Raw genomic sequence first — 12,828 nt, 5'->3', positions numbered from 1 at the left:
ATCGCCGAGCGCTCAGGACGACACGATCAACGGTTGTCCAGGGGCGAGGACGTGGACGGACGTGTCCGGCGCGATAGCGGCGGATGCGTCGACGTAGAGCCCAGGGTCGCGCTGGGCCTTCGTCATCACGCGGTCGCCGATCGGGCCGCTGGTGAACGCGTAGTGGATGGGCACGGCAAGGCGCGGGCGCAGGGCTCGGGTGAGTTCGGCGGCCTGCGCGGCGTCCATGACGACCTGCCGGTTGAACGCGGGGCGGATGCGCAAACCGTTGACCGGTAGCAGCGCCAGGTCGAGTTCCGGATAGCGCACGGCCACCTCGTCCAATTCGGCGATGCGCAAAGTGTCGCCGCCGAAGAAGACGCTCGTGCCGTCGGCGCGCAGGACGAAGGTGATCTCCGGTACGCCGTGACGTGCGGGCGCCGCGGTGACCTCGATCGGGCCGAGGTGGGTCTGCTCCCACGGATCCAACTCGACGACATTGCGGAATCCGGCGGCACGGACCCGGGATGCGAGGCCGCGGACGACCGCGAACGGGACGGACTTGTCGGGGTAGGCCGCCAGTGCGCCGAGATCGCAGTGATCGTAGTGGCCGTGGCTGACCACGATGCCCGACAGTTCGGGCAGGTCCGCGGCGGTGGCAATGCTGCGCGGCTCACCCTGCCGATAGAAGGGCCGCTCGGACAGCCACGGGTCGGTGAGAATTCTCGCTCCCCCGAAATCGAGCAGAACGCTGGCATGCACTACGCGAGTCACACTGACCGACATCGAATTTCCTGACTAGACGGGTGTCTGCTGACAGTTGTTAGTGGACACCCGTCTTGTTAATCTGTCAAGGTGCCGCCACCGAAGAGGAATCGAAACCCCCGCGGTGCGGGAAGCAAACTGCGCGAGGACTTGATCGAGGCCGCGAGTGGCCTACTGGAGACGCTGGACGGTCAGGAGTCGCTGTCGATGCGCGCCGTCGCGCGCGCGGTGGGCATCGCGCCGCAGAGCATTTACCTGCACTTCGCGGATCGACGGGAACTGCTGACCGCGGTTTATGAGGCTCGCTTCGCCGAGTTCGGCGCCGTGCTGACGGCCCTGCCGGACGGCGATGCTGCCACTCGGCTGCGCGAGATCTGCCGGGCCTACTGCGCATACGGCTTGCACCATCCCGGCCATTACCGCGTGTTGTTCGCGACCGCGGGCACCCCGGGCTGGGAACCGACCGATGCTCAATTGCCCGGCCTGCCGGTTTTTCGTCACCTGGTGGATGCGGTAGCGGCCACCGGCAGAGCCGATCCCACCGCTACCGCGGCTTGCCTGTGGGCGGCCCTGCACGGTCTGGTGATGCTGCGCCAGGATCGCCCGAGTTTTCCGTGGCCGGATCTCGACGTGCTGCTCGACACCCTCGTCACCGCCCACCTCGCGGCGCGGTGATCCGGTACTACCTGTCCATGCGCGCCTTCGCCCGCACGATCGCCTCGTCCAGGTAACGGGCGATATCGGCGCTGGTACCCGGCCGGATCATCAGGGCGCGGTTCGCGGGCACTTCGCAGTAGCGGCCGTCGGGCGTGTCGATCCAGCGGAGGCGGCCGGTGCGCAGCGGTTCGGCGTTGCGCGGCCCGAGCAGCACGACGGCGGTGCCGCGGGTGGCGCACGACTGCCGCCAGAAGCGCCGGTAACGCTCTTTCGCCTGGCTGGCGGGCGCGTTGCCGAACACATCGGGGCGCTCGTCGTTGAGATCGTCGAGCAGGAAGCTCTTCTCACCCACCGTTCCCGCCGCGGCGTCCGGGAGCAAGCGCACCACTTCGGTGGCGAGCTGATCGACCCGGCAGCGGCGCAACCGGACTCGGCCGCCGTCCGGCGCGGGCGACTGCACGGCGAGCACGCCGGAGCCGGAACGGGTGCCGCAGGCGACGGCGCGCAGTTCGACGCCCGCACGCGTGTTGTCGTAGCCGAACAGCTCGATACGCCAGTCCGGAACGGCCAGCGTGCTGATCGCGCTGCGCAGTGGCAGCCGTTCGTCCCGCCCGAGCTCGGCGCGGAACTGCTGCTGATACGCCTGGTACTCGTTGAGTCCGGGGAAGCGGCTGGTGAACCGGAACGGAAACGGCATGCGGTCCAAGCCCGTTGCGAACCACGCCGCGGCGAACTGCTCGGCCGACAGTGACCACTGCGCCGTCATTGCTCACCGAGTACCGGCGGCACCGTCGGTTTCACCTCGCCGAGCAACTCTTTCGCGTGCTCCTCGGTGCGCAGGTACTTCGGCGACTTGTGCTCGTCGTCGTCCGTGCGCCTGCCGCGCATCCCCGGCGGCATCATGCCCGGGTACCCCGAAGCGCCCGTCGCTCCCGGGCGCCCCGGTGCGGCGGGTTGCCCGTTCGCCGCGGCGGGGCCGGTGGGCTGGGCGGGCCGAGAGGTGCCCGGGCGCGCTTGGTTGTCCGAGGCGTTCGGGGTTCCGGTCGTACCCGGGGTGGCCGGCTTGCTCGGCGTGCCGTTCGGTCTGCCGTTGAACGAGGTCGGGACGACGGTGGTGGGCGTCGTTTGCGGCGGCGGCGAGGAGAAGGGCGCGACCGATGTGGCCGAAGTGGACGTCGGCGTCCTCGCGGCGGTGGATGCCGGAGTGGTCGGCGTGGCGTCCTGGCTCTGGGAAACCGCCTGAGACGTGACGGTTTGCGGTGTGTTCTCGGCTTCCGGCTGCGCTTGGTCCGCCTGCTCGCCGTCGTCCGCCGAACCGGCGGGGGAGGCGGTGTCCGCGGCCGAAGGCGAGCTGCCGGATGGGGAGTTGTCCGTGGACCGGGCGCCCGCCACGGCCTGCGAGCCGACGTCCGCGCTCGTCTCCACGCCCGTGCCGGTTTCGGCACCGATCGGCGCCGCGGCGGCCGGAGCGACCGGGGGCGGGAGCGTCGGGATAGCCGGAGCGGTGGCCCCGTACGGCTGGATGTACTGGGTGTTCATCTCGTCGCGGGCCTGCTCCTCCCGCGAATTGCGCTGTGCCGGATCGGCCGTGCCATTCGAGGTGTCCAGCACATCCGGCACCGACAGCTTGAACTTCGCCGCGGCGTCCGCCGCCGCCGACAGCGGCAGACTCTGCGCGCCGAGTGCGTCGCCGAGTTCGCCCACCCGCGCCGCGTAATCTCGCACGCCGCGGACCGCGCTGTCGGCCGCCGCCCCCTCCCAGTGCTGTTCCACCGCGTTCTTGATCGCGTCCTCGAAGCGCTGGCCCGCGTTCGTCACCGCAGCGGCGATGGCCGACCACGCGGCGAACGCACCGTCGAGCGCGGCCGGATTCATCGCCTCGGCAGCCTGTTTGATCTCCGCGTGCGAGAAACTCTGCGCGTTCTCCGGATCGGTGATCGCGCGTCCGTCGGTCTGTCTCATGATCGCTTCCCCCGGTGTTCAGCTGCCCGCGGGCAGCAGCGGTGCGACTGCTCTGGCGATATCGGTGGCGATATCGCAGGCGACGAGGTGCTTGTTCGCCGACGTCTGCGGCACATTCGTCAGGATGTAGAGCGAGCCGGACCTCATTTCGACGTTGATCGTGCAGCCGCCCGGTACGTCCGGACGGGCTTCGTAGCGGACGGCTTTCCGATCGCCCGCCGAGATATCCACGGCAGCAGGGTATTTGCTGCGTACCTGTTCGATGGTGCCGTTGGTGGTCTCGACGACGAATCCGTACCCGGCCCGTGCGACATACCGGCACCCCCTCCAAGTGACGCCGCCCTGGCTGTCCTGTTTGGGTTCCGGGGGTCTCGAGTCCCACTGGCGCTCCGCGAGCAAATGGGGTGTGAGTGCGGTGCAGGGATCGAACGCGGGCTGTGCGTTCGTCTGTGGTGATGCGCTCGAACGGGACTCGGTCGCGCCGGTGGCCGATGTGGCCGGATCGTTCGATGTCGTCCCGCCGCATCCGGAGAGCAGGACCGAGCTCGCCGCTCCCGCGACGAATCCGATTGCTCGAAAGGCTGTTCCGGCCTTCATACGCTGAGCTCCCGCAGTGCCGCCGCGAATTCCGTATCGGTCCGAACGTAGCCGTCGCGGATGGCTTCGAACATGGATTTGATCTCTTGCGCCACGGAGATGTACTCGGTGAGGGTGTCGAAGGTGTTGTTCGGGCCACCGAAGGCCTTTTCGCGGAACAGCCGCACCAGTTCGAGGGCGGAGGTCAGCTTCGGATTGTCTTCGCCCAGCCCCCAGCGCTGCCGCTCACCGAGCTCGCGCGCGTCGGTTTGTGCCGCGACGAGCGTGTCGATCAACTCCTGGCAGGCCCGGTCGATGTCCACGAAGGCTTGCGGGTCCATCCGCACCCGCAACGCCCCGGTTTTCGCAGCTTCGATGTACCCGGGAAACGGGCTGTCCGCCATTGCCGCCCCTTCCGTCAGTGCCGTCTGACCTTATAGACGCAACCCGTCTCGCTCCGGTTCCATCGAAACACAGCCGAATCCTCTGGTCGCCCCGTCGCGCCGCTCGTCGTCGGCCGCGCGACGGTTCCCAACTGGGATGTTGTGCCGGGCCCCGGCGGGTGCGGCGGGGCCGATCGCTGTCAAGGCCGCTGACGAGCGGTCAGCGCGCGTTCGCCGCGGCGACCAGCGCGGGGTAGTCCCGCAGATCGATGTCGTTGGCGGCGTTGTCGCCGAATTTCGCCATCAGCGCGAACATCCGGGAACCGAGGAACCAGTTGCGCATCTTGATGCCCCGCGCGGTCTTCGGGGCCAGGAAGCGACCCGCGTTGCTGTTGCCCGCGATCTTCGCGTAGCGCTTCATGTGCTCGTCGTAGCGAGCGAAGGCGACAGTGTGGTCGCCGCCCGCCAAGGCCAGTTCCCCCGCGATGACGTACGCGCCGACCACGGCGAGCCCGGTGCCGAAGCCGCCGAGGGTGTTCCCGTACCCGGAGTCGCCGACCAGCGCGACACGTCCTTTGGTGTAACCGTCGGGCATCTGGACCTGGCTGATCGAGTCCATGTAGAAGTCGCCGAATTGGGTGAGTTCGGCGAGCATTCGCGGCACCTCCCACCCGACTCCGGCGAAGGTCTCGGCGAGGATGCGCTGCTGAGCGGCGATGTCGTCGCGGGCGTAGTCGAGCTCGGGCGCGGCGAACATGTACATCTGCTGCGCCTTCGGTCCGCCGCTGACCGCGAGTCGGCCGGGAGCGTTGTGGCCGCGGGCGACCACCCGCTCGCGCGGTCCGGTGGTCTTGCCGCTCCACGGGCTGGCGCCCGCGACGGCGTAGTAGTAGCCCAGGTGCTTCACGAAGTCCCGCTCGGGACCGAACGCCAACCTGCGGACCCGGGAGTGGATGCCGTCGGCGCCGAAGACCAGATCGAAGGTGCGGGCGGCCGCGTGCTCGAACTCGACGTGCACGCCGGCCGAGGTCTCGGTGAGCGCGGTGACCGAATCGCCGAACAGGTATTCGCAACGGTCGGCGGTGCGCCGGTAGAAGATCTCGGCAAGGTCGCCGCGCAGGATCTCCACATCGCCGCCGGTGAAATCACCCGACATCAGCGCCAGCTCGGCGCCCCGCTCGTCCACGAAGACGGTGTCGGTCGTGCCCGTCTTGCGCTGCTCGATGTCGTCCAGCACGCCCATCCGTTCCAGCACGGTGCGGTGGGTGCTGCCCTTGAAGTCGATCGCCTGACCGCCGGGGCGCAACGCCGGAGCGCGCTCGACGACGGTGACCGCGAAGCCGTAGCGGTGCAGCCAGTAGGCCAGCGCGGGTCCGGCGACGCTCGCGCCGGAGATGAGCACGGTGGTGTTGCGCATGGAGTTCTCCTCGTCTCAAATCTGCGTCCGATGGAAACTGTATCCGATGGACGCTGATTAGCGTATGGTAGACACAGTTTCACGTCAAGACGTTCTCCGGAAGGATTTCGGGCATGCCGACACCGACCACACTGGAACTGCTCTGGGGTACCGGTCAGCGGCCCAAGCGCGGACCGAAGCCCGCGCTGTCGCTGGAGCGGATCGTCGCGGAGGCCGTCGCGCTGGCCGACGCCGAAGGGCTGGCGAACCTGTCCATGCAGCGGCTGGCCGAGCGCCTCGGCTTCACCAAGATGTCGCTGTACCGCTACGTGCCGGGCAAGGCCGAACTCGTCGCACTGATGCTGGACACGGCGCTGGGCGCGCCGCCGGAACTGAGCGCGGGCGAGGAGGCGTCGGAGAACGACTGGCGCGACCTGCTGCGCGTGTGGTGCGAGACGATCTACGCGCGCTTCAGCGCCCACCCCTGGTCGATGGAGGTGTCGGTCGGTTTGCGGCCGGTCGGCCCGAATGAAGTCGCATGGATGGAGTCCGCGCTCGGCGCGCTCGCCGGGACCGGGCTCACCGCCGCCGAACGGCTGGACACGATCGTCCTGCTGACCGGGCATGCCCGCAGCCTGGCGCAGCAGGTGCGACTGGCGGACGCCGACGAATTCGAGAAGCAGATAGCGGCTCAGTTCGCCGAAATGGTGGCCGCCGCGGCCGATCGATATCCGGCCGCGGTCGCCGCGTTCGCGGAGGGCGGCGCGGCCGCGGGCGGGGACGGCGCGCTGAAGTTCGGCATCGAGCGCATCCTCGACGGACTGGCCGTGCTCATCGCGCGCCGCGGGTGACCGCAGCGGCCTACGCTCGGACCATGACCGACGAACCCGACCTGAAACAGGACTCGACCACCACGGTGCGGGAGTTCTTCGCCGCGCTGGAAATGGGCGCCTCGGAGGAGGCGATCGACCTGTTGCACCCCGACATCGTCTGGAAGAACACCTCGCTGCCCGATGTGAAGGGCATCCGCCGGGTCGGCGGCGTGCTGCGCGGCCTGCGCCGCGACTGGCTCGGCTTCGGAGTGGACATGCACCACATCGCCGCCGACGGCGACGTCGTGCTCACCGACCGCACCGACTACCTGCGCTTCGGTCCGGTGCGCGTCGGGTTCTGGGTGACCGGCACCTTCCGGCTACGCGACGGCCGAATCATCTTGTGGCACGACCACTTCGGTTGGGCGAACTTCCTGCGCGGCACGGCTGTCGGCCTCTGGCGCGCGGCGCTCACCCGCCGCTGACCTGGTCTCAGGAGTGCTGGGCCAGGTAGTCCAGATAGACCGGTCGCAGCACCTCGGCCACCGCGCCGTCACCGGCGTGGACGTAGTCGTCGAGCATGGGCAGCACGTACTTGATGTCCGCCTCGCTTTCGCCGACATTGCCCGCGGCGGCCTCCGCGGCCGGGATCGACGTGAGCAGCCGCCACAGGAACTTCACATCCCCCCGCCGCACGGCGAGCTTCATCGCCCGGTCGTGCAGCTCCTTCGACGACAGCTTCTCCAAATCCTCGTTACCGGACATACCAGCGACTCTATCCGCCGAATCGGGCGACAGCGACCGCGTGGCGAATCCCGTCCCGGCCCGGACGTCGTGCTGCGATAACCGCTATGACACCGCAACCCCGGCCCGGCTTCCGGATCAAGCGCGTCTACGACGATCCAGACCCCGACGACGGCACCCGGGTGCTGGTCGACCGGCTCTGGCCGAGGGGCATCACCAAAGCGCAAGCGCGGGTCGATCGCTGGCCCAAAGCGCTCACCCCGACCACCGAATTGCGGCGCTGGTTCCACGCCGACCGGGACGCGCGCGGCCCGGAATTCGCCCGCCGCTACCGTGCCGAACTCGCCGCGCCGGAGGTTCAGCAAGATTTGCGGGATTTGCGTGCCCTGGCAGCCGAAGCTCCGGTGACATTGCTCACGGCCGTACAGGATCCGGCGCACAGCCATGTTCCGGTGTTGCTCGACGTGCTGCGCTGAACCCTCGCGACGTGCGGGTTTACGACATGTTCACGGACACGCCTCGCAGTCCCCGAGCGCGGACACCGGAATCGGAGGTAGCGTCGGGTGTGCGGGCCGCGGCGGTGTGGCTCGTACGGGAGGTCCTGACCGTGACTGAGCTACTCAGTACGAGGGGGCCGGAGCCCGGCCCTCGTGGCATCTGACGGCAACGTCGGGTCCATCAGGACGGACCGGTCCAGCGAGATCGTTCGTGCGACTGCCGCATGAACACAGAGGAGCCCACCGTGACTGCTGCACGCTCCGTTTCCGCTCCCTCGGCGAACTCCCGCTCCGCGAAAGGCGGAGCCGCCGCGAAGGGGGCCCGCCCCTCGCAATTACCCGGCAAAACCTTCGTCATCGACACCTCCGTCCTGCTGTCGGATCCCGGTTCCTTCACGCGGTTCGGCGAACACGACGTGGTGTTACCCCTGGTGGTCATCAGTGAACTCGAAGCCAAACGGCACCACCACGAGCTGGGCTGGTTCGCGCGAGAAGCTTTGCGCAATCTGGACGATCTGCGCCTGCAACACGGCAGGCTGGATCAGCAGGTGCCGATCGGCACCGAGGGCGGAACGTTGCAGGTGGAACTGAACCACACCGATCCCGCGGTCCTTCCGGTCGGCTTCCGCACCGACACCAACGACTCGCGGATCCTGGCCTGTGCGCTCAATCTCGCGGCCGAGGGCCGCGAAGTGGTGTTGGTGTCCAAGGACATTCCGCTGCGGGTCAAGGCCAGTGCGGTGGGCTTGCACGCCGACGAGTACCACGCGCAGGACGTGGTGACCTCGGGCTGGTCCGGCATGGTCGAGCTCGACGTCAGCACGGCGCGCATCGATCAGCTCTACGCCGAGTCGGTGATCGATCTCGACGAAGCGCGAGAACTGCCCTGCCACACCGGCGTCCGGCTGCTCGGCGTCAGCTCGAGTGCGCTGGGCCGGATCACGCCGGACAAGCGGGTGCAATTGGTCCGCGAGCGCGAGGCGTTCGGGCTGCACGGGCGTTCCGCCGAGCAGCGCATCGCACTCGACCTGCTGCTGGACGAGAGCGTCGGCATCGTCTCGCTCGGTGGACGGGCCGGGACCGGCAAGTCGGCGCTGGCGTTGACGGCGGGCCTGGAGGCGGTGCTGGAACGGCGCACGCAGCGCAAGGTGGTGGTCTTCCGCCCGCTGTACGCGGTGGGCGGCCAGGACCTGGGCTATCTGCCCGGCACCGAGAGCGAGAAGATGGGCCCCTGGGCGCAAGCGGTCTTCGACACGCTCGACGGGCTGGCCAGCCGCGAGGTGATGGAGGAGGTGCTCAGCCGCGACATGCTGGAGGTGTTGCCGCTGACCCACATTCGCGGGCGGTCGCTGCACGACTCCTTCGTGATCGTGGACGAAGCCCAGTCGTTGGAGCGGAATGTGCTGCTCACGGTGCTCAGCCGTCTGGGAACCGGCTCGCGGGTGGTGCTCACCCACGACGTGGCCCAGCGCGACAACTTGCGCGTCGGCAGGCACGACGGGGTCGCGGCGGTGGTCGAGAAACTCAAGGGCCATCCGCTCTTCGCGCACATCACGCTGACCCGTAGCGAGCGCTCGCCGATCGCGGCGCTGGTCACCGAGATGCTGGAGGAGTACGGCCCCAACGCCTGATCCCGCGACGCCGTTCGACGGCGTGTTTCACCGCATGTCCGGTGGGTATCATCGGCCGCGATAGCAGTTCGATATGACCCGGTGGCCGCTCGTCGGTCACCGGGTCATCGTCTGACCAACGGCCGAGGCTATGCGCGGCGTCGTCACGGAATCCGTGGTGCGCCGGCAGCCCACAGCGAGAGGATGGACATGCACCACTTCGCTCGACGAACGGCTGGATTCACCGCAGTACTCGCCGCGGCAGGGCTGGTCCTGGCCGGCTGCGGCGGCGACGACAACAAAGACAACGGCGCCAAGACCGGTATGGCCAGCATGACCGGTATGGTCACCTCGATCGCGAGCCCCACCACCACCGCCGGGATGACCACGCACACCGGCGCCGGCCCGACGACCACGGGCGCGGCCGAGGCGACGACCAAGATCGCGACCCCGGCGGGGGAGATCGCCGTCTCCGGCGCCATCTACGACAAGTATGTGCAGCTCGGCGGCCCGACCGGTCCGCTCGGCGCACCGCTGCAGGCCGAAGAGGACGCACCCGACGAGGGGCACTACCAGGACTTCACGGGCGGCACGATCTACGAACCCAAGGAGGGCGAAGCGCACGTCGTCTGGGGTGAGATCCGCAAGGCCTGGGAAGACAACGGCGGCGCGCAGGGACAGCTCGGCTACCCGATCAGCGACGAGAAGGACATCCCCGGCGGTAAGCAGAGCGACTTCACCGGCGGCACCATCACCTGGGTGAACGGTACTATCACGGTCACGCCGAAGTAGGAACCAGATACTCGGCGTCCGGGATCGCGGTGTGGTCTCGGTTGCCTGTGAATCCCATCCATCCGCCCCGCTCCGCGGGCCAAGCCGCTAGGTTATCTCGGTGCAAACTCTCCTGACCGATCGCGAATTGCTCGAATCGCTCGCGGTGGACGTAGAACTGCTGCTGCGTAAGCACGTGGACGCCGCCGATGGGTGGCAGCCGCACGATTTCGTGCCGTGGGACGACGGGCGCAACTTCGCCTTCCTCGGCGGTACCGACTGGGCGGCGGAGCAGTCCGAGCTCGGCGAAACCGCCAAGCTGGCGTTGACCGTTTCGGTGCTGATCGCCGACAACCTGCCCTCGTATCACCGCGAGATCGGCAAGTACCTGCGCACCGGCGCGTGGTGGCGCTGGGTCGGCCGCTGGACGGCCGAGGAGAACCGCCACGAGATCACCATCCGCAACTACCTCATGGTGACCAGGTCCGTCGATCCGGTGGAACTGGAGCGGCTGCGCATGGAGCACATGACCAAGGGCTTCCGCCGCCCGGCGATGCACTTGCTCGACGTGCTGGCGACCTGCGCGTTCGAAGAGGCCGCCAGCGCGATCCGGCACCGCAACATCGCGGCGCTCGAGGAGAACCCCCTGGTCACCGCCATCGCCGAGCGCATCGCGCTGGACGACGAACTGCAGTCGGTGTTCTTCGCCGACCTGGTCTCCGCCGCGCTCGATCTGGCGCCGGACCAGACCGTGCGGGCCATCGCCGACCGGGTCGCGGGCTTCGAGGTCCCGACGGTGACGTTGCCGGACGGCCGCGACAGCGATGTGGTGCTCGCCGAGGCGGGCATCTACGACCGCGCCAAGGAGGGTGAGTTGGTGTTCGCCCCGCTGCTGAAGCGGTGGAACATCTTCACCCGCACCGATTTCGGTCCGGAAGGGGAGCAGGCGCGCGAGGAGCTCGCGCACTTGCGCGACTGATCCGCATCCCCGGGCGCAGCGCACGAACGCCACCTCGACAGCCTTCCGGCTACCGAGGTGGCGTTCGTTTCGGCGCGGGTCAGTCCTGCTCCTTCACCTTCGCCATGGCGAGCACGTCGAGGCGGCGGTCGAGTTCCTCCTCGGTCAGCTTCTCGTCCAGCAGGCCGCGGTCGATGACCGTCTGGCGGATGGTCTTCTTCTCCCGCAGCGCTTCCTTCGCGACCGCCGCCGCCTCCTCGTAGCCGATCGCCGAGTTCAGGGGCGTCACGATCGAAGGCGACGACTCGGCGAGCGTGCGCAGGTGCTCGACATTGGCGACCAGGCCGCGCACGCACTTGTCGGCGAACAGCCGGGAGACGTTGGCCAGCAGGCGGATCGACTCCAGCAGGTTGCGCGCCATCACCGGGATGTACACGTTCAGCTCGAATGCGCCGTTCGCGCCCGCGAACGCCACCGCGGCATCGTTGCCGATCACCTGCGCGCCCACCTGGGTCACCGCCTCGGGCAGCACCGGGTTCACTTTGCCGGGCATGATCGAGCTGCCCGGTTGCAGATCCGGCAGCTGGATCTCGGCCAAGCCGGTGAGCGGACCAGAGCCCATCCAGCGAATGTCGTTGGCGATCTTGGTCAGGCTCACCGCGATCGTGCGGAGCGCGCCGGACGCCTCGACCAGACCGTCGCGCGCGGCCTGCGCCTCGAAGTGGTCCTCGGCCTCGCGCAGCGCATCGATGTCGGTGGCGCGCACGAGTTCCGTGACGACCTTCGCGCCGAAACCCTCGGGCGCGTTCAGCCCGGTGCCGACCGCCGTGCCGCCGATGGGCAGCTCGCCGAGCCGCGGGAGCGTGGCCATGATGCGGTCGATGCCCGCGGCGACCTGCCGGGTGTAGCCGCCGAACTCCTGGCCGAGGGTCACCGGGACGGCGTCCATCAGGTGCGTGCGGCCGGACTTCACCACGGTGCGCCATTCCGTGGACTTGTCCAGCAACGCCAGCCGCAGATGCTCCAGCGCGGGAACCAGATCGGTGATGACCGCTTCGGTGGCGGCGAGATGCGTTGCGGTGGGGAAGGTGTCGTTGGACGACTGGGACATGTTCACGTCGTCGTTCGGGTGGACGGTGACGCCCTTCGCCTTGGCGAGCGAGGCGATCACCTCGTTGGCGTTCATGTTCGAGCTGGTGCCGGAACCGGTTTGGAAGACGTCGATCGGGAACTGATCGTCGTGTTCGCCACGCGCGATCTCGTTCGCCGCGGCGATGATGGCATCGGCCTTCACGGGATCGAGCAGCCCCAAATCGCGGTTGACCGTGGCACACGCGGCCTTCAGCAAGCCGAGCGCGCGAATCTGTGCCCGCTCCAAGCCGCGTCCGCTGATCGGGAAGTTCTCCACGGCCCGCTGGGTCTGCGCCCGCCACAAAGCGTCCACCGGAACCCGGACCTCGCCCATGGTGTCGTGCTCGATGCGGTACTGCGTCTCCTCGCTCATGATCCCGACCCTATGCCGCGGCAGCGGCCCGTGGGGCAGCCACGCCTGAGGTCATTCGCACACCTCGGCAGGCCTTCGCTCGGGAATACGAACCGTTGGCTCAGGCGCCCGAGCATGCGCCGTTCGCGGCCCGGCTCGCGTTTGCGCGACCACCGCACGCGGGTCCTCCCTGGGCGGGATGGCGGCGATGGTGAAGCGCGGGTCCTGCGCGGTC

15 protein-coding genes are annotated in these 12,828 nt (G+C 68.6%); 7 read left to right on the top strand and 8 right to left on the bottom strand.

The features are described from left to right. Positions 1-12: 12 nt before the first annotated feature. Positions 13-765 carry an MBL fold metallo-hydrolase gene (locus ACWESM_RS04220; RefSeq protein ID WP_452490952.1) on the bottom strand — a complete coding sequence of 251 codons (753 nt, stop codon included), beginning with the start codon at positions 763-765 and terminating at the stop codon, positions 13-15. 69 nt (positions 766-834) lie between these two features. On the opposite strand from ACWESM_RS04220, the gene ACWESM_RS04215 reads away from it, so the two are divergent. Continuing rightward, positions 835-1,419, top strand: coding sequence for a TetR/AcrR family transcriptional regulator (locus ACWESM_RS04215; RefSeq protein WP_452490951.1), 585 nt, complete (start codon positions 835-837; stop codon positions 1,417-1,419). Between the two features lie 7 nt (positions 1,420-1,426). Here the strand turns inward: ACWESM_RS04215 and ACWESM_RS04210 are convergent, their stop codons facing one another. The 5 genes from ACWESM_RS04210 to ACWESM_RS04190 all read right to left on the bottom strand — a co-directional run bounded on the left by ACWESM_RS04210 (position 1,427) and on the right by ACWESM_RS04190 (position 5,739). Next, on the bottom strand, positions 1,427-2,167 hold the full coding sequence (locus ACWESM_RS04210; RefSeq protein ID WP_452490950.1) for an ESX secretion-associated protein EspG: 741 nt from the start codon (positions 2,165-2,167) through the stop codon (positions 1,427-1,429). Further along, entirely contained in the window at positions 2,164-3,363 is a 1,200-nt protein-coding gene (locus tag ACWESM_RS04205; protein WP_452490949.1) for a hypothetical protein, read from the bottom strand. The genes ACWESM_RS04210 and ACWESM_RS04205 overlap by 4 nt, the downstream gene beginning before the upstream one ends. Positions 3,364-3,381: 18 nt before the next feature. Further along, the gene (locus ACWESM_RS04200; protein ID WP_355078600.1) at positions 3,382-3,960 is read right to left on the bottom strand and encodes a DUF3558 domain-containing protein; all 579 of its coding nucleotides are present in this window, start codon (positions 3,958-3,960) and stop codon (positions 3,382-3,384) included. Further along, on the bottom strand, positions 3,957-4,262 hold the full coding sequence (locus ACWESM_RS04195; protein ID WP_452490948.1) for a hypothetical protein: 306 nt from the start codon (positions 4,260-4,262) through the stop codon (positions 3,957-3,959). The genes ACWESM_RS04200 and ACWESM_RS04195 overlap by 4 nt, the downstream gene beginning before the upstream one ends. 280 nt (positions 4,263-4,542) lie before the next feature. Beyond that, a complete protein-coding gene (locus ACWESM_RS04190; protein WP_364429092.1) occupies positions 4,543-5,739 on the bottom strand; it encodes an FAD-dependent monooxygenase in 1,197 nt (398 codons plus the stop codon). A 113-nt stretch (positions 5,740-5,852) separates the two neighbouring features. Here ACWESM_RS04190 and ACWESM_RS04185 point away from each other — a divergent pair, with 113 nt between their 5' ends. Then, entirely contained in the window at positions 5,853-6,569 is a 717-nt protein-coding gene (locus ACWESM_RS04185) for a TetR/AcrR family transcriptional regulator (RefSeq protein ID WP_355078603.1), read from the top strand. A gap of 23 nt (positions 6,570-6,592) precedes the next feature. Further along, positions 6,593-7,015 carry a limonene-1,2-epoxide hydrolase family protein gene (locus tag ACWESM_RS04180; RefSeq protein ID WP_364429096.1) on the top strand — a complete coding sequence of 141 codons (423 nt, stop codon included), beginning with the start codon at positions 6,593-6,595 and terminating at the stop codon, positions 7,013-7,015. A 7-nt stretch (positions 7,016-7,022) separates the two neighbouring features. Here ACWESM_RS04180 and ACWESM_RS04175 read toward each other — a convergent pair whose 3' ends face one another. Continuing rightward, positions 7,023-7,295, bottom strand: coding sequence for a hypothetical protein (locus ACWESM_RS04175; RefSeq protein ID WP_039800723.1), 273 nt, complete (start codon positions 7,293-7,295; stop codon positions 7,023-7,025). Between the two features lie 86 nt (positions 7,296-7,381). On the opposite strand from ACWESM_RS04175, the gene ACWESM_RS04170 reads away from it, so the two are divergent. From ACWESM_RS04170 to ACWESM_RS04155, 4 genes are all read left to right on the top strand, one after another. Next, a complete protein-coding gene (locus ACWESM_RS04170) occupies positions 7,382-7,750 on the top strand; it encodes a DUF488 domain-containing protein (protein WP_355078605.1) in 369 nt (122 codons plus the stop codon). A 266-nt stretch (positions 7,751-8,016) separates the two neighbouring features. Next, entirely contained in the window at positions 8,017-9,402 is a 1,386-nt protein-coding gene (locus ACWESM_RS04165; protein WP_355078606.1) for a PhoH family protein, read from the top strand. A gap of 189 nt (positions 9,403-9,591) precedes the next feature. After that, a complete protein-coding gene (locus ACWESM_RS04160; RefSeq protein WP_364429101.1) occupies positions 9,592-10,173 on the top strand; it encodes an LGFP repeat-containing protein in 582 nt (193 codons plus the stop codon). A 100-nt stretch (positions 10,174-10,273) separates the two neighbouring features. Continuing rightward, positions 10,274-11,131, top strand: a complete 858-nt coding sequence (locus ACWESM_RS04155; RefSeq protein ID WP_355078608.1) for an acyl-ACP desaturase — start codon at positions 10,274-10,276, stop codon at positions 11,129-11,131. Positions 11,132-11,210: 79 nt separating this feature from the next. On the opposite strand, the gene ACWESM_RS04150 is transcribed toward ACWESM_RS04155, so the two are convergent. Continuing rightward, the gene (locus ACWESM_RS04150) at positions 11,211-12,614 is read right to left on the bottom strand and encodes a class II fumarate hydratase (protein WP_364429105.1); all 1,404 of its coding nucleotides are present in this window, start codon (positions 12,612-12,614) and stop codon (positions 11,211-11,213) included. Positions 12,615-12,828: the final 214 nt, after the last annotated feature.

The organism is Nocardia sp. NPDC003999 (genome assembly GCF_053604885.1).
This window is presented reverse-complemented; position numbering and strand designations above follow the sequence as displayed.

Excerpts from the sequence above, each read along its gene's own strand:
- ACWESM_RS04180 (WP_364429096.1), top strand. The coding sequence starts at position 6,593 with ATGACCGACGAACCCGACCTGAAACAGGACTCGACCACCACGGTGCGG.
- ACWESM_RS04170 (WP_355078605.1), top strand. The coding sequence starts at position 7,382 with ATGACACCGCAACCCCGGCCCGGCTTCCGGATCAAGCGCGTCTACGAC.
- ACWESM_RS04220 (WP_452490952.1), bottom strand. The coding sequence starts at position 765 with ATGTCGGTCAGTGTGACTCGCGTAGTGCATGCCAGCGTTCTGCTCGAT.
- ACWESM_RS04185 (WP_355078603.1), top strand. The coding sequence starts at position 5,853 with ATGCCGACACCGACCACACTGGAACTGCTCTGGGGTACCGGTCAGCGG.
- ACWESM_RS04200 (WP_355078600.1), bottom strand. The coding sequence starts at position 3,960 with ATGAAGGCCGGAACAGCCTTTCGAGCAATCGGATTCGTCGCGGGAGCG.
- ACWESM_RS04190 (WP_364429092.1), bottom strand. The coding sequence starts at position 5,739 with ATGCGCAACACCACCGTGCTCATCTCCGGCGCGAGCGTCGCCGGACCC.
- ACWESM_RS04160 (WP_364429101.1), top strand. The coding sequence starts at position 9,592 with ATGCACCACTTCGCTCGACGAACGGCTGGATTCACCGCAGTACTCGCC.
- ACWESM_RS04150 (WP_364429105.1), bottom strand. The coding sequence starts at position 12,614 with ATGAGCGAGGAGACGCAGTACCGCATCGAGCACGACACCATGGGCGAG.
- ACWESM_RS04210 (WP_452490950.1), bottom strand. The coding sequence starts at position 2,167 with ATGACGGCGCAGTGGTCACTGTCGGCCGAGCAGTTCGCCGCGGCGTGG.
- ACWESM_RS04175 (WP_039800723.1), bottom strand. The coding sequence starts at position 7,295 with ATGTCCGGTAACGAGGATTTGGAGAAGCTGTCGTCGAAGGAGCTGCAC.
- ACWESM_RS04205 (WP_452490949.1), bottom strand. The coding sequence starts at position 3,363 with ATGAGACAGACCGACGGACGCGCGATCACCGATCCGGAGAACGCGCAG.